The organism is Bacillus sp. FJAT-27445 (assembly GCF_001510665.1).
Taxonomy (GTDB): Bacteria; Bacillota; Bacilli; order Bacillales; family Cytobacillaceae; genus Bacillus_D.
In genome coordinates, this window is the sequence record NZ_LMTI01000003.1 from 122,655 (window position 1) to 146,448 (window position 23,794).

The 23,794-nt window shown below is 44.8% G+C and carries 22 protein-coding genes and 3 riboswitches; of the genes, 17 read left to right on the forward strand and 5 right to left on the reverse strand.

Annotated features, from left to right (window positions below):
- Nucleotides 1-7 precede the first annotated feature (7 nt).
- From AR337_RS09135 to AR337_RS09160, 6 genes are all read left to right on the forward strand, one after another.
- The gene (locus AR337_RS09135) at nt 8-952 is read left to right on the forward strand and encodes an aminoimidazole riboside kinase (protein WP_059171710.1); all 945 of its coding nucleotides are present in this window, start codon (nt 8-10) and stop codon (nt 950-952) included.
- Between the two features lie 136 nt (nt 953-1,088).
- Nucleotides 1,089-1,269, forward strand: a riboswitch (Lysine riboswitch).
- Between the two features lie 99 nt (nt 1,270-1,368).
- Nucleotides 1,369-2,223 carry a transporter substrate-binding domain-containing protein gene (locus AR337_RS09140; protein ID WP_059171711.1) on the forward strand — a complete coding sequence of 285 codons (855 nt, stop codon included), beginning with the start codon at nt 1,369-1,371 and terminating at the stop codon, nt 2,221-2,223.
- A gap of 73 nt (nt 2,224-2,296) precedes the next feature.
- Nucleotides 2,297-3,031 carry an amino acid ABC transporter permease gene (locus tag AR337_RS09145; protein WP_059171712.1) on the forward strand — a complete coding sequence of 245 codons (735 nt, stop codon included), beginning with the start codon at nt 2,297-2,299 and terminating at the stop codon, nt 3,029-3,031.
- Nucleotides 3,032-3,055: 24 nt separating this feature from the next.
- On the forward strand, nt 3,056-3,796 hold the full coding sequence (locus AR337_RS09150) for an amino acid ABC transporter ATP-binding protein (RefSeq protein ID WP_059171713.1): 741 nt from the start codon (nt 3,056-3,058) through the stop codon (nt 3,794-3,796).
- Nucleotides 3,797-3,906: 110 nt separating this feature from the next.
- Nucleotides 3,907-3,995: riboswitch (cyclic di-GMP riboswitch) on the forward strand.
- Between the two features lie 65 nt (nt 3,996-4,060).
- A complete protein-coding gene (locus AR337_RS09155; protein WP_059171714.1) occupies nt 4,061-4,489 on the forward strand; it encodes a hypothetical protein in 429 nt (142 codons plus the stop codon).
- Nucleotides 4,490-4,592: 103 nt separating this feature from the next.
- A complete protein-coding gene (locus AR337_RS09160) occupies nt 4,593-5,519 on the forward strand; it encodes an HD-GYP domain-containing protein (protein WP_059171715.1) in 927 nt (308 codons plus the stop codon).
- A gap of 124 nt (nt 5,520-5,643) precedes the next feature.
- Here AR337_RS09160 and AR337_RS09165 read toward each other — a convergent pair whose 3' ends face one another.
- Nucleotides 5,644-6,141: a hypothetical protein gene (locus tag AR337_RS09165; protein WP_059171716.1), complete on the reverse strand. Its 498-nt coding sequence runs from the start codon at nt 6,139-6,141 to the stop codon at nt 5,644-5,646.
- Between the two features lie 30 nt (nt 6,142-6,171).
- Nucleotides 6,172-6,255: riboswitch (cyclic di-GMP riboswitch) on the reverse strand.
- 477 nt (nt 6,256-6,732) lie between these two features.
- On the opposite strand from AR337_RS09165, the gene AR337_RS09170 reads away from it, so the two are divergent.
- Together AR337_RS09170 and AR337_RS09175 are read left to right on the forward strand one after the other, a co-directional pair.
- On the forward strand, nt 6,733-7,665 hold the full coding sequence (locus AR337_RS09170; RefSeq protein WP_059171717.1) for an ImmA/IrrE family metallo-endopeptidase: 933 nt from the start codon (nt 6,733-6,735) through the stop codon (nt 7,663-7,665).
- A gap of 17 nt (nt 7,666-7,682) precedes the next feature.
- Nucleotides 7,683-8,021: a helix-turn-helix domain-containing protein gene (locus AR337_RS09175; RefSeq protein ID WP_059171718.1), complete on the forward strand. Its 339-nt coding sequence runs from the start codon at nt 7,683-7,685 to the stop codon at nt 8,019-8,021.
- 51 nt (nt 8,022-8,072) lie between these two features.
- Here the strand turns inward: AR337_RS09175 and AR337_RS09180 are convergent, their stop codons facing one another.
- The 4 genes from AR337_RS09180 to AR337_RS09195 all read right to left on the reverse strand — a co-directional run bounded on the left by AR337_RS09180 (nt 8,073) and on the right by AR337_RS09195 (nt 11,775).
- On the reverse strand, nt 8,073-8,885 hold the full coding sequence (locus tag AR337_RS09180) for an ABC transporter permease subunit (RefSeq protein WP_059171719.1): 813 nt from the start codon (nt 8,883-8,885) through the stop codon (nt 8,073-8,075).
- A gap of 1 nt (nt 8,886) precedes the next feature.
- Nucleotides 8,887-9,771: an ABC transporter ATP-binding protein gene (locus AR337_RS09185; RefSeq protein WP_059171720.1), complete on the reverse strand. Its 885-nt coding sequence runs from the start codon at nt 9,769-9,771 to the stop codon at nt 8,887-8,889.
- Between the two features lie 401 nt (nt 9,772-10,172).
- Nucleotides 10,173-10,877 (reverse strand): purine-nucleoside phosphorylase, encoded by a 705-nt coding sequence (gene deoD, locus AR337_RS09190; RefSeq protein ID WP_059171721.1) that lies wholly within the window; start codon nt 10,875-10,877, stop codon nt 10,173-10,175.
- 181 nt (nt 10,878-11,058) lie between these two features.
- On the reverse strand, nt 11,059-11,775 hold the full coding sequence (locus tag AR337_RS09195; protein WP_059171722.1) for a Crp/Fnr family transcriptional regulator: 717 nt from the start codon (nt 11,773-11,775) through the stop codon (nt 11,059-11,061).
- Between the two features lie 247 nt (nt 11,776-12,022).
- Here AR337_RS09195 and AR337_RS09200 point away from each other — a divergent pair, with 247 nt between their 5' ends.
- The 9 genes from AR337_RS09200 (at nt 12,023) to queF (ending at nt 23,736) form a co-directional block, all read left to right on the forward strand.
- On the forward strand, nt 12,023-13,042 hold the full coding sequence (locus AR337_RS09200; protein ID WP_059172217.1) for a BMP family protein: 1,020 nt from the start codon (nt 12,023-12,025) through the stop codon (nt 13,040-13,042).
- Nucleotides 13,043-13,106: 64 nt separating this feature from the next.
- Nucleotides 13,107-14,654, forward strand: coding sequence for an ABC transporter ATP-binding protein (locus tag AR337_RS09205; RefSeq protein WP_059171723.1), 1,548 nt, complete (start codon nt 13,107-13,109; stop codon nt 14,652-14,654).
- Nucleotides 14,638-15,705 (forward strand): ABC transporter permease, encoded by a 1,068-nt coding sequence (locus tag AR337_RS09210; protein ID WP_059171724.1) that lies wholly within the window; start codon nt 14,638-14,640, stop codon nt 15,703-15,705. Before AR337_RS09205 ends, AR337_RS09210 begins: the two co-directional genes overlap by 17 nt.
- A 3-nt stretch (nt 15,706-15,708) precedes the next feature.
- A complete protein-coding gene (locus AR337_RS09215) occupies nt 15,709-16,662 on the forward strand; it encodes an ABC transporter permease (RefSeq protein WP_059171725.1) in 954 nt (317 codons plus the stop codon).
- Nucleotides 16,663-16,733: 71 nt separating this feature from the next.
- A complete protein-coding gene (locus AR337_RS09220) occupies nt 16,734-18,008 on the forward strand; it encodes an NCS2 family permease (protein ID WP_156424354.1) in 1,275 nt (424 codons plus the stop codon).
- 408 nt (nt 18,009-18,416) lie between these two features.
- Nucleotides 18,417-19,700, forward strand: a complete 1,284-nt coding sequence (locus AR337_RS09225; protein ID WP_172797531.1) for an NCS2 family permease — start codon at nt 18,417-18,419, stop codon at nt 19,698-19,700.
- A gap of 471 nt (nt 19,701-20,171) precedes the next feature.
- Nucleotides 20,172-20,906, forward strand: coding sequence for a sulfite exporter TauE/SafE family protein (locus AR337_RS09230; protein WP_059171728.1), 735 nt, complete (start codon nt 20,172-20,174; stop codon nt 20,904-20,906).
- A gap of 190 nt (nt 20,907-21,096) precedes the next feature.
- The gene (gene htpG / locus AR337_RS09235; protein ID WP_059171729.1) at nt 21,097-22,977 is read left to right on the forward strand and encodes a molecular chaperone HtpG; all 1,881 of its coding nucleotides are present in this window, start codon (nt 21,097-21,099) and stop codon (nt 22,975-22,977) included.
- Nucleotides 22,978-23,235: 258 nt separating this feature from the next.
- Nucleotides 23,236-23,736 (forward strand): preQ(1) synthase, encoded by a 501-nt coding sequence (gene queF / locus AR337_RS09240; protein WP_059171730.1) that lies wholly within the window; start codon nt 23,236-23,238, stop codon nt 23,734-23,736.
- Nucleotides 23,737-23,794 lie beyond the last annotated feature (58 nt).

Consider the following 23,794-nt stretch of genomic DNA (forward strand, 5'->3'; position numbering starts at 1 on the left):
GTGTTTTATGAACGGTGTTGTATGTTTAGGGGAGGCCCTAATTGATTTCATTCCGCTTGATTCAGATAATCTGACGTATCAAAAAGCACCGGGCGGGGCCCCAGCCAATGTGTCCGTCGGAATATCGAAACTCGGAGGGAAGGCGGCTTTTATCGGAAAAGTCGGTGATGATGTGCTCGGAACCTTTTTGAAGGAGACGCTGGATGGATACGGAGTCGATACGGCTTCGATGTTTCTGTCTAAGGAAGCAAGGACCGGGCTTACCTTTGTAACACTGGAGCAATCAGGGGAACGAAGCTTCAGTTTTTATATTCACCCGAGCGCGGATCGTTTTTTGAAAAAAGAAGAAATTTCTCCCGCACTTTTTAATAGGAATAAAATCTTTCACTTCGGTTCGATTTCATTGATTAGTGAGCCTTCAAGAACGGCGACGCTCTGGGCAATCGAGAAGGCAAAGGAAGCGGGTATGCTGGTTTCTTATGACCCAAATCTTCGCCTCGGGCTTTGGGAATCCGGGGAGCGGGCCAGGGAAACAATACTGTCCGTCCTTCCCAATGTAGATATCTTAAAGGTTTCAGATGAGGAGCTGGCATTCTTGACCGGCAGCACTAGTTTTGATGATGGACTCGCGCGATTGCCGGACGTGCCGCTCATCCTGCTGACGCTTGGCGGTGAGGGCTGCATTTATTTTTATAAAGGCAAGAAGGGAAGAGTTCCTGCACTTCAATGCACGGTTGTCGATACGACAGGGGCAGGCGATGCCTTTGTTTCCGGGATCCTTTTTTCATTTAATGAAACTCCGAAACCCTTAAAGGACCATACCGAACAGGAGATTAGGGAAATTGTCCGTTTTGCCGCGGTTTCAGGAGGGCTCGCCACGACAAAAAAAGGCGCGATGTCCGGACTGCCGACCTTAAACGAGATACGGGAGCACTTGAAAAGAGGAAGTTAGAGGCAGGATTTTTATAGGAAAAATTACTCAGAAATACCATGAAGAAAAGGTTAAAAAACGGTAAGTAAGGTTGACAGATTTGTCAGAATAGTATAGTCTAGTGCATATAAATTTAATACAACCACCTCACTTTAGACAGTGAGGTAGAGGCGCGGTATTTAACAGTCTTTAGTGGAGCTTGAGAAGCATCGAGACTAAGGAGAAGGAAATATCGCCGAAGTGGGCCGTATACTCAATATTGCCTGCTGGGCTTGCAGTTAAGAACTGCAGGACTGTCTCAATAAACGCCCAGTTTATTGAGTTGTGCTATCTCATTGGGGTAAAGAGAGGATTTAGGTGCAAACTATACATTTTGCGGCCTGAGTTTATCTCAGGCCGCTTTTTGGTGTATTAAAAAATGAAAGGGGAAATGTAGGATGAAGAAAAGGGGAACGTTATTTCTGGCATTATTGCTTTCTATTATTCTTGTATTATCTGCGTGCGGGGGAACAGACAGCGGGAAATCCGGATCGAATGGCGATGCTGGCAATACTGAAAAAGAAACATTTAAGGTAGGCCTGGAAGCCGGCTATGCACCATTTAACTGGTCTCAAAAGGATGATTCAAAAGGCGCTGTCAAAATTGCCGGAACATCGGAATACGCTGGCGGCTATGATGTTGAAATAGCAAAGACAATTGCTGAAGGCCTCGGAAAAGAATTGGTTATTGTCAAAACGGAATGGGACGGCCTTGTACCTGCCCTGACTTCCGGTAAAATTGATGCGATCATTGCGGGGATGTCTCCAACAGCGGAACGTAAAAAAACGATAGACTTTACGGATAACTATTATAAATCAAATCTAGTAATGGTCGTGAAAAAAGGCGGTAAGTACGAAGATGCGAAGTCCCTTAAGGATTTCAAGGGAGCGAAAGTAACCGCCCAACTGAATACATTCCACTATTCCGTCATCGACCAAATTGAAGGCGTCAAGAAAGCGACAGCCATGGACAACTTCCCGGCGATGAGGGTTGCCCTTGAATCAGGAATCATTGATGGGTACGTTTCAGAACGGCCTGAAGCGGTCAGTGCCTCAGCAGCAAATCAAAACTTTGCAATGGTAGAATTCGAAGATGGATTCAAAACATCGCAGGATGACACAGCGATTGCAGTCGGCCTTAAAAAGGGAAGCGACCTGAAGGATAAGATTAACGAAATCCTGGGTGGCATTTCGGAGGAAGAACAAACAAGCATCATGGATGAAGCAATCAAGAATCAGCCTGCAGCAGAATAGGGAATAGATTTCTTTGGAAACCGGCTGTGTCTTGCATACAGCCGGTTTCATGATGATATAGAGGAGGAGAAAGATGAGCATTCAATGGATTGTGAAAATCGTCTCGGAAAACTGGGAGATGTTCCTCCGGGGAGCAGGTACAACGTTATGGATTGCGCTCATAGGGACGATTGCCGGAGCCGCTATCGGCTTGATCGCGGGCATTATCCGGACGATTCCCGTTCCAGAACGGGGACTGAAAAAGATTATTCTGGCAGTGGTTAATTTTCTTTTATCGGTATATATCGAATTTTTCCGCGGTACACCAATGATTGTCCAGGCAATGGTCATTTATTTCGGGTCCGCGTTGGCGTTTGGAATTAATATGAATGTTATGATGGCCGCACTGATTATTGTATCGATCAATACAGGGGCCTATATGGCTGAAATTGTCCGCGGCGGAATCATTTCGGTTGATAAGGGCCAGTTCGAGGCTGCCCAGGCAATCGGGATGAATCATATACAAACGATGATAAACGTCGTGTTGCCGCAGGTTATCCGCAACATCCTGCCGGCCACAGGGAACCAATTTGTCATCAATATTAAGGATACATCCGTCCTGAACGTTATATCTGTATCGGAGCTTTATTTCATGACTAAGTCGGTTGCGGGAAACAATTTCCGTTACTTCGAGTCATTCTTTGTCGCATGTATCCTTTATTTAATCATGACTATTGCCGTAACCAAAATTCTTCGTTATTTTGAAAAGAAAATTGAAGGGCCGGACAGCTATAAGGTTGTTGGCGAGGATATCCAGCCTGCGAGATAATGAACCGGAAAGGAGGAGAACAAAATGGAGAAAGTCATTGATATCCAGCATTTAAATAAATCGTTTGGAAACCATGAGGTTTTAAAGGACATCAATTTTTCAGTCAACAAAGGAGAAGTTGTCAGCATCATTGGGTCATCGGGTTCCGGGAAATCGACGCTTCTTCGCTGCGTAAACCTTTTGGAAATGCCGAGCGGCGGCCAAATCATCTACAATGGCGAAAATATCCTTGATGACAAACATGACCTGTTCCTCTACCGGAGGAAGCTTGGCATGGTATTCCAGCAATTCAACCTGTTCAACAACCATAATGTTCTCGGCAATTGCGTTGTTGGGCAGATGAAAGTGCTGAAGCGTTCCAAGGAGGAAGCGGAAAAAGTCGCCATGAACTATTTGAAAGTGGTGGGCATGGACAAATACATCAATGCCAAACCTCATCAATTGTCCGGCGGGCAAAAGCAAAGGGTAGCAATTGCAAGGGCCCTGTCCATGGAACCGGATGTAATGCTGTTCGATGAACCAACATCCGCGCTTGACCCTGAAATGGTTGGCGAAGTCCTAAAGGTTATGAAGGATCTTGCTGAATCAGGGCTAACGATGCTGATTGTTACGCACGAAATGGAATTTGCCCGTGAAGTATCCGACCGGGTTGTCTTTATGGATAAAGGGGTAATTGCGGAGGAAGGCAGCCCTGAGCAAATCTTCAGCAATCCGACCCAGGAACGGACAAGAGAATTCTTGAAGAGAACCTTGAAACAGTATTAATCGACATCAATATTCCTAATCTACTACTATTGAATAGCAGGATTCGCAATATTTAGATAATAGTTGCAAATAGTATGAAAGTCCCTGTATAATTATGGTAGATAATAAAATAGACCCAGGGGCACCTTATCTGAAAGGATAAGTACGCAAAGCTAAAGGGGCTAAAGCAGGATAACTGCCATGCCAGCCAGTTGCACGTGAAAGGTCCCTCTTGTAGAAGTGGGTCTTTTTGTTGGACTTTTTAAACATTTGGGGGGAAGAGGAATGTTAAAAAAAGTATTATCCATCTTTTTCACGGCTGTCCTGGTTTTGGGGTTGGGGTCACCTGCTTTTGCAAATGAAGGGAAAGATGTCGCAAAGGCCCTCAGTTTGATTGAAAAAACCAACATGGAAATTAGCGAGAAAGTAGAAAAAGCGGTAGAAAAGGCAGATAAATTACAGGCTGAGCATCTTCAGGAAATCAAAAAAATAGAAGGCAATACTGCAATGCAAGAAAAGCTAACGAAAAAATACAATGAAAAACTAGATAAAATCATTGCGGATGTTTATGAGGAAACGCTGAAAATGTCGCAAAAAGCAATTACGAAGGCTGCGGAATACGGAGTGATTGCTGAATGCAGTTGGGTGCTTGTCCGTTTTGCCGATAGGGAAGTGTGGATTGACCCGGTTCGGGTAGTAAAAATTTTGCCTTAAAAAATAATTAATTGAAGCAATTGTCTGAATGTTATATGATTTAATTAAGCCAACGAGTCTAAAATAGGCTCGTTTTTCTTTTCGCCTAGCAGGGAGGGTATATATGGGTTTTTCTATTGGAAAAAAGGGAGAAGTATTAGAGCGGGTTTCTCTAGGAACCTTTGATATCGGATTGCTTGCCCGAGGCGGTGGCATGGAATGTATGATTCAAACCATTTCAAAAGACAACCTTTTTTATGTTTATCCTAGTGAAACCCCAGATATTATGGAATTTTTCTATATCCTCCAAGGTGAATTGATTTGTGAAATGGATGGGGAAAAGATAAAACTCGGACCTGGTGATTACTACATGGCTGTTGATTTGGATGAGCCAATCCACTTCTCTACCCTGACAGATGTTTCATATTTATGGATGATAACAGAGCCAACTTTTTATCAATTGAGCGAAAGCCTCACAAGGCTACAAAAAATAGTTGAAGAAGTTGAGAGGAAAGACCACCATACAGTAAAACATAGTGAACGGGTTTCCGAGTATGCCGTGAAAATCGCCAAAAAGCTTATGTTTCCAAAAGATAAGCTGGAAAACTTATATATTGCTTCGATATTACATGATATCGGGAAGATCAATATCCCTACTGAAATATTAAATAAACCCGACAAATTGTCGGACGAGGAGTTTGCCTTTATTAAACGGCACCCTGTTGATGGGGCGGAAATGGTGAAAGACCTCTATTATAAAGATATTACCAGGATTATTGAACAGCATCATGAACGGCTGAATGGGAGCGGCTATCCAAATGGCTTAAAAGGGGACGACATCCTTTTGGAAGCCCGAATCATCGCGGTAAGTGATTCATTTGATGCCATGACCGAGGACAGGGCCTACCGGAAGGCCTATGATGCACAGTATGCTGTTGACGAGTTAATCAGAATGGCCGACACCCATTATGACCGGGAAGTTGTTGAAGCGTTTGTGGAGATATTAAAAGAAGAAGGACGCCTTCAAAACGAAATGCTGCCGGCAAAATAAAAGGAATCAATCGGTTGGCGATTGATTCCTTTTTACTTGGATTGTCGGTTACACTACTGGCTCCATATAGCCTAAACGTCCAGAGTAAAGCTGTATGCCATTGCTTCCATAATTAATAGCGATGTTACTGAAGGAGCACTCCGTTCACGTACAAGCCGCCTGAAGTGGAGATAAGTTCGACTGATTTTACAAAATGCCCTGATTTTCCAGGGTACTCATCTCCGAATTTTGGAATCTCATCACCTCCTGTTACAGTATCATTGAAATTATTGAGGTCAAATCCTGTAATTTGCTTTTTTGTCCTCGGATCAAAACCTATACTCGAATTAATGGAAGATGTCCTTTCATGCTCAACACAATGGGTTTTTTCTCCCCTGGTCCCTTCTCCAGTAACCCATGTTACGGTAACGACATAGGTTTCTTTTGTTGAATAAGTAAATTTTAAGGAGTCGGCATTCTTCTGCAGATCAGCATTATTCCATCCCATGGCGGTTTGGACATCGCCTTTTCCTACGAATCCCGCTCCGGTTTGCGGATCGATCGTTACTGCCGCGAACGCGGATCCCGCGAGCAATCCTATTGCCAAAGCTCCTGCTGCCAAACTTGATAAAATTTTCTTCATTCTCTTCATCTCTCCCCTTAGATTATGGTTTTTCTAAAGGGCCGGTTACACTAGTAGCTCCATATAGCCCAAGTGTCCAGGTAAGGGCTATACTTCATGGCTTCCCTAAATGCTGGATAGGGCTCTGCCTATTCCAGCTAACCGTGTCGCGGCATAGCGATTGGCCAAGTCGTCTAATTCGGACATCGTTCATAAGGGTTATTATAAATAAACTTTAGTTTAATCGGTGTCGATTCCAGTCAATACGGATTGGTGAATATCGACATAATGCCAGGAATAAAAAAGGAGATAAAATGGCTGCTTACTCGATTTCCAACATTAATAACACAAAATAACCAAAAAAAAGAGCACTAACAGTGTTAGTGCATGCAATGGATCGTGCAATCTAGGAAGAAGAAAGTGGAATAAGTGCAAATAAGCACTTATTCCTCAAAGTATATAGTAAACCATAGTGGAATCATACTACTTTTAATAGACAAAATACGCCAAACAACGTGCAAATGTAGAAAAAAAGTGATTAAAAAAAGACTGACTATGAAGTAAGATAATAGGAGAATAGGTAAAATATTACTAGGAAATAGGTGAACCATCATGAGAAGCGTTGCCCGGAAAAATGTTTCTTTAATTTTTCTGATTCCCGCATTGCTTTTAACCAACGCATACATCACTATTCCAACTGAGTTTGAATGGAATATTCTTTTGTTCCTCTGCATTATGGTTGTGTTTGACCAAGTCAATCTAAAGGTTTTTTCCGGTTTCGGGTATTCCTTTTTCAATGTGATATTATCGCTGATTGTTTTTGACCGCTTTTCGGTCGTTTATGGAATCGTATATCTTCTAGTTTACAGCCTACTATCGATTCTCCATCAAAGAAGGGGCAGGATACAATCAATCTTATCGTTATTATCCATTTACACGATCATCATCATTGTGTGCAACGAACTCTATAATGGTTATTCGGATATGGATTACCTGGCACGTTATTTAACATCTTTATTCATGCTATTTCTGGCCGTACTCATGAAGTACGTTTATGTATACCTTGAAACCGGGGCGGCAACGACAAAGCTATTTCTCGACCGGTTTGGGCCAATGCTATTCGAGGTTGCGATTGTTTTTCCAATTCTAGCATTCTATGACCATCTTGAAATCAATTTGGTGCTTATTCTATTCCTGTCCTACTACACATTCATTGGTTTCCTCCATAAGAAATTCGTAGGGATAAACCAGGCGCACATAGACTCGATTACTCAAAGAATAGCAAACAAATATACTATTCAATTCTTTTTTATGGATTTAAAAGAGGTAAAAGGGGTATGCTATTACGAGAAAAAAATGATTTTCATCGATGAGAAATTGGATTATCCGGAGCAGCTGCAAACAATCATTCATGAATTGCTCCATTTTCACATGAGAAGATTCAAATTTCCCATAAAAACTGAAGAGATGATTATCACCTTTTTCGAGGCTGCCATCAGCTGGTATTGTATTGTAACACTTAAACATAGACTTGAAATCGAGTAGGGGAAAGGGAGACGAATATGGCAACCCCATTAGGACAGGAACTAAGGCGATTGCGAATTGAAAAAAACCTGAGGCTTGAGGATGTCGCCAATGGGACGGGTATCACGCTGCAGTATTTAAGCATGCTTGAAAAAGGTGACCGGAAATCTGTTTCCTTTGAAATTATGGCGGATATCTCAAGGTTCTATGGTGTCCCCCTGGACTACTTCGCGGCTTTTATAAAAGAAGAGCAGTCCAAGCCGCTGTCGGATGTGGAAATCATGCTGTGGCAATCCATAAATGAAAAAGTACGTGATGAGATTTACTATAAAAAGGGGAAATCGCTAAAGGAGATTTTTACAAAACTATTTAATTAATTGTTGAAAAGCGCCAGTCCTGTAATGTTATCAGGCTGGCGCTTTCTTTTGCTAAAGAGGCAAATCCCTTTTCTTGAATGCGAAAATGCCCGTAATGAATGCCAAAGCTCCTATGGCAAAAAGAAGTGAACAGGATGTTGCCAGTTCCGCTTTCCCACTCACAATATCGGATGGAGTGTACAAGGAGTAAATGGTCATATTTCTGAGCCAGTCAATCTTTTCGCTAATCTTTCCGACTAAATCAAGGCTGAAGAAACCAAAGGCAATCGCTCCTGAAACACCCAGCGCTTTCTTTTCGTCATTTGAGAGGGAAGAGATTAGGAATGAAATACCACCCACCGCAAAGAAAAGGAAGAACGCCCCAATATTAAGCTGGAGAAAACGGGTGGTATTGAAGGCCTTGGCATCCTCAATAAATAGATAGTAACCCGCGAAACCAGAAATGGTGGTAAGCACCATTATCAATAGAATCCCTGTTAAAAGGACAACTGCCTGGGTAATGGCTATTTTTCCTCTCGTCGTTGGCGTGGCGAGGAGATACGCCATGGAGCCTTGGTCGACCAGTTTTGCCAACAGTTGGGTTGGCAGCACCACACAGAAAATTGTAACAATCAGGGTCAGGAGAACTCCGTAAAACTCGCCTGAAATATAGGATTCAAAGCTGCCGAAGCCGCTTTCAAGACCAAATGCCTTCGTAAGCCCGGCAGGCATCGATGTAACTAGTTCATCAAACATTTTCGTATTTTCGGCTATGCTTGGATAGACCCATACCATTAGAATCATATAAAACGCCGAGCCAAGCGCATAGTTGAGCATCCCTTTTATATTGACTTTCATCATTTGCCTATAAAGGGTGAGGTTCATATCAGCGCACCTCCGGCTGGTCGTAGTAATCCATGAAAACATCTTCAAGATTCTGCGAGTACAAATCGATGTTCCGAATAGGGTATTTTGATGCTTCTTTTATAAACTGGCTATAATTCCCCTGGATTGCCACCCTGACGCGGCTGCCTCCCCGAAATTCACATTCAAGACCCGATTGAAGAAAGGAATTGGCATCACTGCTGTTTGCAAAGGTTACTTCAAACAACTTCCTTTGCATGGATTGCAATTCATGAATATCCTTTACAGTCATGACTACGCCGTCTTTAATAATCGCAGCTCGGTCGCAGGTCCGCTCAATCTCGGGGAAGTTGTGAGAGGACATCAGAAATGTTTTCCCCTTTGCTTTTTCCTCAAGGACCAGCTCAATAAAAACTTTTTGCATGAGCGGGTCGAGCCCTGATGTTGGTTCATCGAGAATAATAACCTCCGGGTCATGCATGAATGCGGCAACAATCCCTACCTTTTGCTTCATTCCCTTAGACATCTTCCTGATGGGGGTCTCTACATCAAATTGGAGCCTCTCAATCAGTTCCGTTCGTTTTGAAAAGTCCTTCATTCCCTGCATCTCGCTGAGGAAATGAAGGAAGGAGATCCCGGTCATTCCTTCAATGAACGCAATTTCACCAGGCAAATATCCCACATATTTTTGAACCTCGCCTTGCATTTCCCAGCTGTCAAGTCCGTTGATTGTGACTTTTCCCGAATCTGGTTTAATAAAGCCCATAATATGGCGGATTGTAGTCGATTTTCCGGCCCCGTTTGGCCCTAAAAAACCGAATACCTCTCCTTTTTTCACCTCAAAAGAGACATCGAATATCCCTTTTCCGTTCTTGAATTTTTTGGTTAGGTTTTGAACGGTCAGCATGATTGCACCCCCGGTGAATTAATCCCCTTAATTATAGTCCTTTTCAGGGAAGCCGGGGGCTTTTTTGGAAAAGAAGATAAGTCATTTTCTTACGACTATTTGAAGCGGATTTTTTAGATGAAACGGTCATGAGGATGGTTCTCAAGACTGTTTGGAGAGTGTTTTACAGATGAAACGGTCTTGACGTGGGTTCTCACGACCGTTTGGAGCGGGTTTGCCAGGTGAAACGGTCTTGACGCTGGTTCTCACGACTGTTTAGAGTAGATTTTTCAGATTGAAGGGTCTTGATGGGGGTTATGAAGACCGTTTTGAGTGGGGATATAAGTCGAAAAGGTCTTGAAGGGGAAAATAAACAAAAAGCAGGAAGCCGTCATGTCGGCTTCCTGCTAATAGGAGATTGATTATCCACGTACTGTTTCAAGCGCGACTTCAATCATGTCATTGAAGGTTGTCTGGCGCTCTTGAGCGGATGTTTGTTCGCCGGTAAGGATGTGGTCGCTGACAGTGAGCAAGGCAAGTGCCTTCATACCGAATTTCGCGGCTAGGTAGTAGAGGCCAGCAGCTTCCATTTCGACTGCCAAGACTCCATGTTTTCCAAGGCGGACAAACTCATCCGGTCTGTCAGTATAGAAAAGGTCGGAGGACAGGACATTTCCTACCCGAAGTTTAAGGCCTTTTTCAGTTCCAGTTTCATAAGCCTTTTTCAACAAATCGAAATTTCCGATTTGCGGGAAATCATAACCTGGAAAGCTGCCTCGGATAATGCTCGAATTGGTGGCTGCTGCCTGGGCAACAATGACATCGCGGATTTTTACGTCGTCCTGAATGGCTCCGCATGTCCCGATTCGGATAAGGTTTTTAGCCCCATAGCCTTCAATAAGTTCCTGGATATAAATCATTGCGGAAGGCATGCCCATGCCTGTGCCCTGAACCGAAACACGGTTGCCTTTATAGGTTCCTGTAAACCCAAGCATCCCGCGGACGTTGTTATAGCAGACTGCATTTTCTAAAAATGTTTCCGCGATATACTTAGCGCGCAGTGGATCCCCTGGCAGCAATACGGACTCGGCAATTTCTCCTGCTTTTGCTTCAATATGTAAACTCATCGATAATTCCCTCCATCATGTCAAAATTGGTAAACGGTTTCATCGTTAAAAATAGTATCATACAACTGTTTTTTAATCTGTTAAGGGGACAGCCCAATTTCTGTGAACCAGTTAACAAAATTATCGTTAAATGGCTAACTGTGAATAAGCGCTTTCACTGGTATAGTATCTTCACAGCAGGCTATAGATTATACCATTTCCGAAGGTTTTGAATTTCTTCGGTTTCATTACAAAGGGATTCAAGCTTTTCCAAATCCATTATGTAGAAGTGTTTATCACGGATATCAATTAGCTTTTCATCCTGGAAGTCATTCAGTGTTTTTGAAACCGATTCCCTTGTCACTCCGAGCATGTTGGCAAGAAGGGTTTGATTGATTTTCATCTCAATTTTGTAACCGTTGTCAGTCTGCCTGCCGAAATTGAAATAAAAATCGATGATTAAATTTGCAACCTTTGTCCGCACGTCATAGAAAGTCAAGTAGCGGACAAGCCGGTTAAGAATGCGGACCCGTTCAACTAGGATCATATATGCTTTGTGGATGACGGATGGGTACTTTTCGGCGATTTTAAGAAAATCCTTCTTTTTGATTTGCCAGGCTGAGACCTGTTCAAGGGCTTCGACGGAAGAAATCCTGTACGTGTCAGCCGACAGTGCTTCGACTTCACCAATGATTTCTCCTGGAACCGCAATGCTGAGGACGATTTCCTTGCCATCGTGCAGCCGATAAACTTTTAACATTCCGGAGCGAATCAGGTATACTTCATCACTTTCATCATTTTCGAACATAAGGATGTGGTTCTTTTTAAACTGCCGTTCCTTCACTAAGGGCATTATTTCTTGAAGGGCATTATCTGGCAGGCCGGAGAATATCGGGAATTCCAAGAGGTTCGTTATCATCTGCATTACATCCTTTCAATTCAAAAAAATAGCCTCATGCCACTCATCCACGGCAGTTGGATGGATGGAAATTGTTTTAAAAAAACATTATAACAGAATTGGATTGCGGGGATGGGGTTATTTAAGGCAATACGATGTTTTGCTGCTAGTGTCACCACCGGAGGAACGGGCCATGCGCTTAAATGAAAGTGGTTTCAAAGGTGTGATTAAACATATATTGAAAAAACAATTTTTGGAGGAATCTTTCATGAAGAAATTCGGGAAAATTGCATTGCCAGTCATGATTATCCTATCCCTTCTTTTAACGGCTTGCGGGCAAAATAATGCAGGCAACAAGGGCGGAAACGATGGCGAGAAGAAATTGAAGGTTGGAATGGTAACTGATCTGGGAAGTGTAAACGACAAATCGTTTAACCAAAGCGCGTGGGAAGCTCTTCAGAAGCTCAATAAGGATCATGGTTTCGAAGTAAAGTACCTCGAACCTAAGACAGATGCCGATGTTATGCCAAACCTGCTGCAATTTGTGAAAGGAAACTACGATTTGACCTGGGCAACAGCCTTTACCCTGGCTGATGCAGTTTCCCAGCTTGCGAAGGAAAATCCGGATTCAAAATTCGGGATCGTTGACTCCGACCTCGTTATGCCAAATGTCGCAGCTGTTTCCTTCAAAGAACAGGAAGGGGCATTCCTTGTTGGAGTTATTGCCGGCCTGACAACAAAAACAAATAAAATCGGCTTTGTTGGCGGAATGGATATCCCTGTTATCAAGCGTTTTGAAGTAGGCTTCAGGGAAGGGATTAAAGCAGTCAACCCGAAAGCCAAACTGATTGTGAACTATACGGGTTTGTTCAACCGTGTCGATATGGGAAAATCAGCTGCATCCACTCTCTACAATGGTGGCGCGGATATTATTTTCCACGCGGCCGGGCTAACTGGGAATGGCGTATTCAACGAAGCGAAGGAGCGTAAGAGCAAAGGTGAGAATGTTTGGGTTATCGGCGTCGATAAAGACCAGTCCCTAACATTTGGTGATGACGTTACCCTGACTTCAATGATTAAAAAGGTTGATGAAGCTGTTTACAGTGTATCAATGGACCTAGCTGAAGGGAAATTCCCTGGCGGAAAAGTTACATTGATGGGCCTTAAGGAAAACGGGGTAGATATCGCGCCGACATCCAAGAAGAATGTAGCGCCAGAGGTCTTGGATAAAGTTGAAGAATACCGCCAGAAAATCATTAATGGTGACATTGTCGTACCGACAGAATAAGCAACAATCCGTCCCCTGGCATCTAAATCGTTAGGGGACGGATATTTTTTGGGAGGGAATCACTGTGACGAATGCCGACATCGCGTTGGAGCTAAAAGGAATAACAAAACGATTTCCCGGTGTTGTAGCCAATGATTCGATTAGCTTCCAGTTAAAGCGAGGAGAGATCCATGCTTTATTGGGAGAAAATGGTGCAGGCAAATCGACTTTGATGAGCATTGTATTCGGCCTTTACCAGCCGGATGAAGGGGAAATTGAGGTAAATGGAAAACCGGCCATTATCGAAAGCCCCAATATGGCAATCGACCTGGGGATCGGGATGGTGCACCAGCACTTTAAACTCGTCGAGCCGTTTACTGTAACCGAAAACATTATCCTTGGAATGGAACCGAAAAACGGTTTGAAAATTGACTATAAAGGCGCGGTCAAGAAGGTCAGGGAGCTTTCGGAAAAATACGGGCTCGATATTAACCCGACCGCAACAATTGAATCGATTAGCGTTGGAATGCAGCAGCGTGTCGAAATCATTAAAACCCTTTATCGGGGCGCGGATATCCTGATATTTGACGAACCGACCGCCGTCCTAACACCACAGGAAATCAGTGAACTCCTTGAAATTATGAGAAAGCTGATTGCGGAAGGGAAATCGATCATCCTTATTACCCATAAGCTGAAGGAAATCATGGAAATAGCAGATACATGTACAATTATCCGCCGCGGAAAAGTAGTAGAAAGCGTGAAGGTTTCCGAAACGAGCTCTCAGGAATTAGCGGAAAAAATGGTGGGAAAAAAAGTAAGCTTTAAAACCGAAAAGCAGCCGGCACATCCAAAAGAGGTGCTTGTCGAGGTAAACGATTTGGTCGTAGCAGGTTCATCGGCAAACAAGCATGCGATTGACCATCTCTCGCTAACCGTACGTGCAGGCGAGATTGTCGGGGTGGCCGGTGTGGATGGCAATGGCCAAACGGAACTGATTGAAGCCTTGACAGGCATGCGTTCAGTCGAATCAGGAGAAATTCTCTTAAAAGGGAAGAATATTGCAAACCTTACTCCGCGCGCGATTGGGGAGGCGGGCGTATCCCATATACCGGAAGACCGCCATAAACACGGCCTCGTCCTTGACTTTACGGTCAGTGAAAACACCATTTTGCAAACGTATTACCGTCCGGAAATTACCCAGCATGGCTTTATTGACAAAAAGGCGATGGATGACATGGCCAAACGCCTGGTAGAGGAATTCGATGTGCGTACACCGGGAGTGGAAACGCAGGTTCGCTCAATGTCCGGGGGGAACCAGCAAAAGGTCATCATTGCCCGTGAAATAGACAGGGACCCGCAATTCCTAATAGCGGCCCAGCCTACGAGAGGGCTAGATGTTGGCGCGATTGAATTCGTCCATAAACAACTTATCGCCCAGCGTGACGAAGGGAAAGCAGTCCTGCTTGTCTCCTTTGAGCTTGAGGAAGTCTTGAATGTATCAGACCGGATCCTCGTTATTTCCGAGGGGCGGATTGTCGGTGAAACAACCCCTGAAACAACGAGCGATAAAGAACTGGGCTTAATGATGGCAGGTAAACACGAAGGAGATGAAACAAATGGAAGCACTCACTAATATTTTTAAAAGGAAGTCGTGGGTCGTTCCGTTTGTGGCGATTATCCTTGGCCTGCTACTTGGGGCGCTCGTCATGTTTGCCGGAGGCTATGACCCGGTCCTAGCTTATAATTCAATGCTTTGGAAAATTTTCGGCAGCAGCTATGATATCGGCGAAGCGCTCAGGACAATCACACCGCTTGTCATGAGCGGGCTTGCGGTTGCAATTGCTTTCCGCTCCGGGCTCTTTAACATCGGGGTGGATGGGCAGATTGTCATGGGATCGCTTGGAGCATTAATCGTCGGCACGCAGCTAAGCCTTCCACCAATTATCCACGGGGTTGTCGCCATCCTGTTTGGCGCGCTGCTAGGAGGAATTTGGGGCGGACTGATTGGTTATATTAAGGCGAAGAGGGGAGTCAATGAAGTTATCACATCGATTATGTTTAACTTCATCGCTCTTTATATTGCGAATTTAATGATTCGTCTTTTCATGGCGCAGGCGGGTACGCAGCGCTCAGAAATGATTAAGGAATCTGCAAATATCCAGATTGGCTGGCTTTCAAGCCTGATGGGAGGGGCATGTATCCATTGGGGTTTCTTCATCGCGGTGGCAGCGGTCATTTTCTACTACATTTATATTAATAAAACGAAGTGGGGCTATGAGCTACGCGCTGCCGGTATGAACCCGCATGCGGCAAAATTCGCCGGGATGAAGGTTTCAAACGTCATGGTCCGGGCGATGTTTATATCCGGTGTATTTGGCGGTTTGATTGGAACATTTGAAGTTCTCGGCGTCTTCAACTATGTCGCGGTGAGCTCGGTTACATCCGGCCTTGGCTTTGATGGAATCGCAGTGGCGTTGCTCGGCGCCAATACGGCATTCGGTGTTTTGCTGGCAGGCGGCCTGGTCGGGGCGCTCACTTATGGCTCACAGGGAATGAGCTTCGGGGCGAATGTACCGGGTGAAATCGTCCGGATGGTGATAGGGTTCATTATTTTCTTTGTAGCAGCACCTGGCATTGTCAGGATGATCCTCCCGTCATTTCTAAAGAAAAAGAAGGAGGCATAAACGATGGATATTCTTGCAAATCTCCTGAACGGGACGCTCGTTTTCTCGACTGCGCTGATTTTTGCGGCGCTGGGAGGGCTTATCTCAGAGCGATCAGGGGTAATTAATATCGGACTGGAAGGTTTTATGGTCTCAGGCGCATTTTTTTCCGCCATTATATCGTTTTATGCCGAGTCAGCTGGAATGGGCGGGCTATCACCATGGCTAGGACTGCTTGGAGCATTTGTTTTTACAATCATCTTCTCATCCATCCATGCGGTTGCCTCAATCAAGTACAAGGCCAACCAGGTTGTGAGCGGCGTTGTTATTAATATTTTGGCAGCAAGCACAACCTTCTTTTTTGTAAAAATGATCTTTATGGGTTCGGCGGAAACGCCAATGCTGACCCATGTGTTCCATAAAGTATCCATCCCGTATTTAAGTGATATTCCGTTCTTCGGCAAGGTTCTATTTAACGCGTATCCTACAACGTATCTAGCCATTTTGCTTGTTATTGTTATTTATTATTTCATGTTCAAGACATCGGCCGGCCTTAGGCTCCGTGCGGTCGGCGAACATCCAAGCGCGGCTGATACAGCCGGGATTAAAGTAAACCGCACCCGCTACCTGGCGGTTATTTTGAGCGGTTCGCTTGCAGCATTGGGCGGTGCGACCATTGTCCTGACATCGAACAGCAACTTTGCGTTTAACACTATTTCCGGCCAGGGTTATATCGCACTTGCCGCTGTCATCTTTGGGAAATGGCATCCGGTTGGGGCAATGCTCGCTGCCTTGTTCTTCGGGCTGGCCCAGGCAGTAAAGGACCAATTCCAAATATTTGAGTTTGCACAGGGCATACCGAATGAGATATTCTATATGCTTCCTTACGTGTTGACCCTTCTCGTCCTGATTGGGGCGGTCGGCCGGTCACGTTCGCCTAAAGCTCTAGGTGAACCGTATGATGTTGGGAAAAGGTAAGTAATTTTTGAAGTAAAGAGCTGGGTCTTAAAGGACTCCGGCTCTTTTACGCATTTGAGGTGAAGGTAATTATGAATAAGCTTTTTAATATTCAATCGGAACAGGCCACTATCCGGACGGAAATGCTGGCCGGGCTCACCTCGTTCATGACGGTAGCCTATATTATCGTCGTGAACGGGGCGATTTTAAGCATGGCTGGCATGCCCTACGAGGCGGTTACCCTTGCGACGGTCATCTGCTGTTTTGTCGGCTGCATGCTGATGGCGCTTTGGGCGAATTCACCGCTCATCATTGTTCCGGGGATGGGGGATAACGCATTTTTTGTTTTCACGCTTGTCCTATCGTTTGGGCTTACATGGCAACAGTCGCTTGCCGCTGTTCTATTCGCCGGGATTGCATTTTCCCTTGCAGCATTTACAAAGGGAGCCGTTGCTTTATCTCGTTCCATCCCGCAATCGATGATCCATGCCATGACCGCAGGGATAGGCCTTTTCATCGCATTCCTCGGGTTGAAAAATGGCGGTTTGATCGTTGCGAGTGAAGGCACATTTGTTAAATTGGGCAACTTTTCGGACCCGCATGCCTTGACGACGGTTCTTACACTGCTGATTGTGCTGCCGCTTTTTCTCAGGAATGTAAAAGGGAATTTCCTGATTGGGATTATCGGTGGGACCGCAATTGGCGCATGGCTCGGCATTGTTGACTTTTCTTCCTTATGGGATTTCAGCATCTCGTTTAAAGGATATGGTTCCATTTTTGGAGCTTATGATTTTAGCCAAATTGGCACGGTGAATTTTTGGACAGCCGTATTTTCCCTTTCTATGGTAATTATTTTTCAAAACATGGGTGCACAGCTTGGAATGCTGCCTGATAAATCAAAGTTCAAGCGCTCGTTTCAGGCCAATTCGGTTTCGGTCGTGGCCGCATCACTTTTTGGCTGCAGCCCGGCGACTACCGCTGCGGAGTCAGCAACCGGTATCGCCGCAGGGGGAAGAACCGGTCTCACTTCGTTTACGGCGGGTCTTTTGTTTATCCCGGCATTGTTCCTTATTCCGCTTTTTAAAATCATTCCGAACGAGGCAATCGCGCCTGTCCTCATTATTGTTGGCTGCCTGATGGTGCAAAGCCTAAAGCAAGTTCCGTTTGATGACTTTACGGAAGCCTTCCCCGCTTATTTGATGCTCGCAATTATGCCGCTGACATTCAGCATTGCGAATGGGATTGCCTTTGGGTTTATCGCCTATCCGATCGTCAAGATCGTAACCGGAAAAAGGGCGGAAGTCTCCGTAACAATGTATGTCATCGCATTTTTCTTCCTCCTATATTTCCTGCTTGGATCGCTATAAGGAAAGCGGAGCGCCCGTTTAGCGCCGTTGGACTGGAGGGCCCCGATGGAGTTAAAAGAAAACACGATAAGCGAAAGCGACCGATGTTGACTTATCGTAGCGAGGGGACCAAAGCACACTAGGCGCTGGGCGCTAGAGCTAGACAAAGAAAGACAGCCGGTTTGCGATGGGGCGCGGCTGTCTTTTTTTGCGTGAATTTGGGTGAGAAGGTTGCTTAAGTGCTTTTTGTTCGTTTATGGTGAGACGACTGGTTGCTTTGACAAAGATGAATATCAATTAATGATAAAAACACGAACAATAATCATTGACTCAAGTCCAATATTCGCTTATTATTACATGTGGTTCTGTTATATGAAAAAATTCTTCCCCATTTTACAATGGGACTTTGTATGTTTATAGGAGGACATTATGGAACGCCTATTCAAGCTGAAGGAACTAAAGACTAATGCAAAAACCGAGGTTGTTGCGGGCATGACCACATTCATGGCCATGGCGTATATCATAGTTGTAAACCCAGCTATCCTTTCATCCGCCGGTGTTCCATTTAATCAGGTATTCACGGCAACTATTATTGCCGCAGTCACTGGTACACTAATTATGGCGCTGTTTGCAAACTACCCGATTGCAATTGCGCCAGGTATGGGGCTGAACGCTTATTTTGCCAGTGTTGTCGCGACTCAGGGCGTCAGTTACCAGATTGTATTCGGAACAGTTTTTTTGGCCGGGGTAATCTTCCTGCTGCTATCGTTAACGAAGCTCCGCGAAATGCTGATCGAATCAATTCCAGAATCGTTGAAGCACGCCATTACGTCCGGTATTGGCTTGTTCATCGCCTTCCTCGGGCTGAAGATGGCGGGAATTGTCGCTGGCAATAAAGAAACATTGGTTTCAATTGGCAACCTTCATGACAAGGGAACGATTTTAGCGATTGTTGGTTTGTTTGTAACCCTTATCCTGCTTGCGCGAAAGATTAAGGGTGCGTTATTTATAGGAATGCTTGTAACAGCGATTATTGGCTATTTCATGGGCATGCTTAAACTGAACGGTGTTGTTTCAGCACCGCCGCCGCTTGTATTCTTCGATATGGATATTTCCGGTGTTTTCTCGAACGGCTTGTTTACGGTGGTATTCGCATTCCTGTTAGTGACAATCTTTGATACAACGGGAACACTGATTGGAGTTACCGAGCAGGCAGGATTCATGAAAAATGGAAAGCTGCCGAGGGCAAAAGCCGCCCTAAGCGCAGATGCCATTGCGACTACGGTCGGTGCGGCACTTGGGACAAGCCCATCTACTGCCTATATTGAATCGTCAACCGGTGTTGCGGCAGGCGGGCGTTCCGGGCTCACAGCTTTGACAACGGGCACCCTTATCCTTGCTGCTTTGTTCTTCTCACCGCTCGTTTCCGCGATTGCTTCTTTGCCGGCGATTACCGCGCCTGCCTTAATCATTGTCGGCTGTTACATGATGGAAGGTCTGGCAAAGATCAACTGGCGTGAACTCGATGAGGCATTCCCAGCCTTCATCACCATTCTTGCGATGCCGCTGACATCAAGCATTGCAACAGGGATTGCCCTTGGCTTTATCACCTATCCGATTATCAAACTGGTAAGCGGAAAGGGCAGGAGCGTTCACGCGCTAATTTATGTATTTGGTATCCTGTTTGCAGTTCAATTGTTCTTCTTTTCCTAAGCCTGTTTTCCGGCCGCTTTCGAGTGTGCCGGATCAGGCTTTTTTTAATCATATTATATTTTTCATCCCAACTGAGTCCAAATCACCCCTGTATTCGGACCGTGCCATGTTTTCTTCCCTCTCTTTGTCCGAATCACTCCTGTATTCGGACAGAGTTTTGTTGTTTCGTCCTCTCTTTGTCCGAATCACCCTTGTATTCGGACAGAGTTTTGTTGTTTCGTCCTCTCTTTGTCCAAATCACCCCTGTATTCGGACAGTGCCAGGTTTTCTTCCCTCTCTTTGTCCGAATCATCCTTCTATAACTTTCGATCCCACAGCCGTTTTTCTTCATCTGTCCTAATTAATTCATCCTACAGATATTCCTTCATTATTCGACAAATATTAATAATTAAATCTTATGTTATTTCATAAAAACAATAACATTTTCTAAAGTTAATAGCCGTTTTATACTTAAGGGAGGAGGTGGATGAAATGGAAATTATTATAATTTTTTTCGTTGGAATCTGTGCGACCACAATTGGCACACTGGCAGGTGGCGGTGGTCTGATAAGCCTCCCGGCAATGCTTTTGCTAGGCATGCCTGCCCATTCTGCAATCGGGGCGAATAAAGTATCAAATACAATCAGCTCGTTCTCAAGCTTTTTCCATCTATACCGTACGAAGCGGATTACCTGGAAGGAAGCGTATTGGATTATGCCAATCAGCATTCTGGGAGGAATGAGCGGCGGGTTTCTTGCGTCAAGGATACCTGAGGAAAACATGATGATTCTTGCACTTATTCTATTAATCTTTGCCTTTATAGCATCATTTATTGGAAAAGGAGATTTTAAAGGGAGCGAGCCCTTAAAAATGAACAAAGTAAGTGTCCCAGGGCTTTATGGAATTGGTATATATGACGGACTTTTTGGTCCCGGGCAGGGGACGTTGATGCTCTACCTGTTCGGCAATCTGAACATTTCCTATCTCCGGGCTGTCGGCTTCGTGCGGTTGGCCACTTTTTCAAGCTGCATTGGGGCGGCTGCTATGTATATTGCTTCAGGTAAAATTATTTGGCCGATGACGCTCGCCCTTATGCTTGGGTCGGTAACAGGTGCGCAGCTGGGCGTCAGGATTGCCGAAAAACTGAAGCCGCAATTTGTAAAACCAATCCTCCGGGTCGCCACAGTTGCGGTGATCATTCAGGTTTTTGTAAAGGCCCTTCATTAATGGTGCAAACTCTTTACCGCTATCATGATCAAAAATACCCTGAAAAATATGGCTGCATATTTTACAAAAAATTTGGGGCTAAGTTATTGACAGTTTTCAAACCGGTATGATAAATAAATAGTGGGATTAGCACTCACATTATAAGAGTGCTAAAATAAATATGGACATGCACTGGAAAGGGGATATGACTATGGAAAAGAAACAGTTCCAGGCCGAGTCGAAAAGGCTTTTGGAAATGATGATAAACTCTATCTATACAAAGCGGGAAGTTTTTTTGCGCGAGCTGATTTCCAATGCCAGCGATGCGATTGACAAGATTTACTACAAAGCGCTGACAGATGATTCGCTTGTTTTCGATAAAGATAATTACTACATAAAAATTGTGCCGGATAAAGAAAGCCGGACCTTGAGGGTCATCGATACCGGTATCGGGATGACGAAGGAAGAGCTCGAAACAAACCTGGGCATTATTGCGAAGAGCGGATCGCTCGCATTTAAAAAAGAAACGGAGCTAAAGGATGGCCATGACATTATCGGCCAGTTTGGTGTCGGGTTCTATGCGGCCTTCATGGCAGCGGATGTCGTGACTGTGATAAGCAAGGCCCTTGGCAGCGAAGAAGCGTACAAGTGGGAGTCCACCGGAACGGACGGATATACGATTGAGCCGGCCGAAAAGGACGGCGTGGGCACGGAAGTTATTTTGAAAATTAAAGAAAATTCCGAAGACGAGAACTACGACGAGTTCCTTGAGGAATACAGCCTGAAGACGATTGTCAAAAAATACTCCGACTTCATCCGCTATCCGATTAAAATGGACGTCAGCACAAGCAGGAAAAAAGAAGGCGGTGATGACGAGTGGGAGACTGTCAACGAAGAGCAGACGGTCAACAGCATGGTGCCGATTTGGAGAAAGAACAAAAGCGAGCTGACCGACGAGGATTACACGAATTTTTACAATGAAAAGCATTATGGTTTCGACAAGCCGCTGAAGCACATCCATATCAGCGTCGATGGGGCAGTCCGCTACAATGCCATCCTGTTCATTCCGGAAAGCATTCCGTTCGATTACTACTCGAAGGAATTTGAAAAGGGCTTGGAGCTGTATTCCAACGGTGTCCTAATCATGAACAAATGCGCGGACCTGCTTCCAGACCATTTCAGCTTTGTAAAAGGGATGGTCGATTCTGAGGATTTGTCCTTGAACATTTCGAGGGAAATGCTGCAGCACGACCGCCAACTGAAGCTGATTGCCAAGAATATTAGCAAGAAGATTAAGAGCGAGCTGCTCGCCATCCTGAAGGACGACCGTGAGAAGTATGAAAAATTCTATCAATCGTTCGGCCGCCAGCTGAAGTATGGCGTCTACAGCGATTTTGGCACACATAAGGAAACACTGCAGGATCTGTTGATGTTCCATTCCTCAAAAGAGAAGAAGCTTGTCACGCTCGATGAATACGTTTCGCGGATGCCGGAGGACCAGAAGTATATTTACTATGCGGCTGGAGAATCGGTTGAGCGCCTCGAAAAGCTTCCTCAGGCCGAGCTTGTGTCCGAAAAGGGATATGAAATCCTTTATTTCACCGAGGACATCGATGAGTTCGCAATTCGCATGCTGATGAATTATAAGGAAAAGGAATTCAAGTCGATTGCAAGCGGCGACCTCGGGATTGAATCGGAAGAGGAAAAGAAGGAAGCCGAGATTGAAGCAGAGGAAAACAAAGAGCTGTTTGATGCAATGAAGGGCATTCTTTCCGGAAAAGTAAAGGATGTGAGGATTTCCAAGCGCCTCAAGTCCCATCCGGTCTGCCTGGCAAGCGAGGGTGACCTGACGATCGAAATGGAAAAAATCCTCCGTCAGATGCCGAACAGCCAGGATGTAAAAGCGGAGAAAATCCTTGAATTCAATCCAAACCACGAGGTATTCCAGTCGCTGAAGGATGCGCTCGGGAAAGACAAGGAGAAACTGGCCCTTTATACAAATCTGCTTTACAACCAGGCACTCCTGATTGAAGGGCTGCCAGTCCAGGATCCAGTCGAATTTACGAATGATATCTGCAAGATCATGATCTAAAGGGGAAAATCTTGCCGGGAAAAGTTGTTTGACGTTTGAGCGCCTTTTCTGTAACATATGAAAAGGAAATGAATACCCGTGCCTTACGGGAGAGGTTCATAGCTGATACCCTCTATAAAAAACTATGGATACATGACCATCTGCCATGTCCATAATCGGACATGGCTTTTTTACTGGTTATTTCCTTTGTTTTTCATAGATTTATTAGCAAAACTCTCTTGTAAAAGGAGCGGGATACTTTTACAAGGGGGTTTTTTTATGTCTGGACGAAGCCATGAGGAAGGTTTGAAGGATTTAACGCTATTGGGCAACCAAGGGACCCAATATGCGTTTCAATATGCGCCCGAAGTTTTGGAGGCTGTCGACAATCTCCACACAAACAGGGATTATTTCGTCAAATTTAATTGCCCTGAATTTACAAGCCTGTGCCCGCTGACCAATCAGCCCGATTTTGCCACCATGTATATTTCATATATTCCGGATAAGAAAATTGTTGAGAGCAAATCGCTCAAGCTTTATCTTTTTAGTTTCCGGAATCACGGCGACTTTCATGAGGACTGCGTAAATATCATCATGAATGACCTGATTAAGCTGCTAGACCCGCGCTATATCGAGGTTTGGGGCAAGTTCACGCCAAGGGGAGGCATTTCCATTGATCCGTGGTGCAACTATGGGAAGCCAGGGACGAAATATGAGGAAATGGCCAATTTCCGCCTAATGAACCATGATATTTACCCTGAAAAAATCGACAACAGGTAAGAGAAAAAAGAGGGGACAGGCGGGGCGGTTGTGCTAGATTCATAAAAAAGAACTCCGC

Excerpts from the sequence above, each read along its gene's own strand:
- AR337_RS09135 (WP_059171710.1), top strand. The coding sequence starts at position 8 with ATGAACGGTGTTGTATGTTTAGGGGAGGCCCTAATTGATTTCATTCCG.
- AR337_RS09140 (WP_059171711.1), top strand. The coding sequence starts at position 1,369 with ATGAAGAAAAGGGGAACGTTATTTCTGGCATTATTGCTTTCTATTATT.
- AR337_RS09145 (WP_059171712.1), top strand. The coding sequence starts at position 2,297 with ATGAGCATTCAATGGATTGTGAAAATCGTCTCGGAAAACTGGGAGATG.
- AR337_RS09150 (WP_059171713.1), top strand. The coding sequence starts at position 3,056 with ATGGAGAAAGTCATTGATATCCAGCATTTAAATAAATCGTTTGGAAAC.
- AR337_RS09155 (WP_059171714.1), top strand. The coding sequence starts at position 4,061 with ATGTTAAAAAAAGTATTATCCATCTTTTTCACGGCTGTCCTGGTTTTG.
- AR337_RS09160 (WP_059171715.1), top strand. The coding sequence starts at position 4,593 with ATGGGTTTTTCTATTGGAAAAAAGGGAGAAGTATTAGAGCGGGTTTCT.
- AR337_RS09165 (WP_059171716.1), bottom strand. The coding sequence starts at position 6,141 with ATGAAGAAAATTTTATCAAGTTTGGCAGCAGGAGCTTTGGCAATAGGA.
- AR337_RS09170 (WP_059171717.1), top strand. The coding sequence starts at position 6,733 with ATGAGAAGCGTTGCCCGGAAAAATGTTTCTTTAATTTTTCTGATTCCC.
- AR337_RS09175 (WP_059171718.1), top strand. The coding sequence starts at position 7,683 with ATGGCAACCCCATTAGGACAGGAACTAAGGCGATTGCGAATTGAAAAA.
- AR337_RS09180 (WP_059171719.1), bottom strand. The coding sequence starts at position 8,885 with ATGAACCTCACCCTTTATAGGCAAATGATGAAAGTCAATATAAAAGGG.
- AR337_RS09185 (WP_059171720.1), bottom strand. The coding sequence starts at position 9,771 with ATGCTGACCGTTCAAAACCTAACCAAAAAATTCAAGAACGGAAAAGGG.
- deoD (WP_059171721.1), bottom strand. The coding sequence starts at position 10,877 with ATGAGTTTACATATTGAAGCAAAAGCAGGAGAAATTGCCGAGTCCGTA.
- AR337_RS09195 (WP_059171722.1), bottom strand. The coding sequence starts at position 11,775 with ATGATAACGAACCTCTTGGAATTCCCGATATTCTCCGGCCTGCCAGAT.
- AR337_RS09200 (WP_059172217.1), top strand. The coding sequence starts at position 12,023 with ATGAAGAAATTCGGGAAAATTGCATTGCCAGTCATGATTATCCTATCC.
- AR337_RS09210 (WP_059171724.1), top strand. The coding sequence starts at position 14,638 with ATGGAAGCACTCACTAATATTTTTAAAAGGAAGTCGTGGGTCGTTCCG.
- AR337_RS09215 (WP_059171725.1), top strand. The coding sequence starts at position 15,709 with ATGGATATTCTTGCAAATCTCCTGAACGGGACGCTCGTTTTCTCGACT.
- AR337_RS09220 (WP_156424354.1), top strand. The coding sequence starts at position 16,734 with ATGAATAAGCTTTTTAATATTCAATCGGAACAGGCCACTATCCGGACG.
- AR337_RS09225 (WP_172797531.1), top strand. The coding sequence starts at position 18,417 with ATGGAACGCCTATTCAAGCTGAAGGAACTAAAGACTAATGCAAAAACC.
- AR337_RS09230 (WP_059171728.1), top strand. The coding sequence starts at position 20,172 with ATGGAAATTATTATAATTTTTTTCGTTGGAATCTGTGCGACCACAATT.
- htpG (WP_059171729.1), top strand. The coding sequence starts at position 21,097 with ATGGAAAAGAAACAGTTCCAGGCCGAGTCGAAAAGGCTTTTGGAAATG.
- queF (WP_059171730.1), top strand. The coding sequence starts at position 23,236 with ATGTCTGGACGAAGCCATGAGGAAGGTTTGAAGGATTTAACGCTATTG.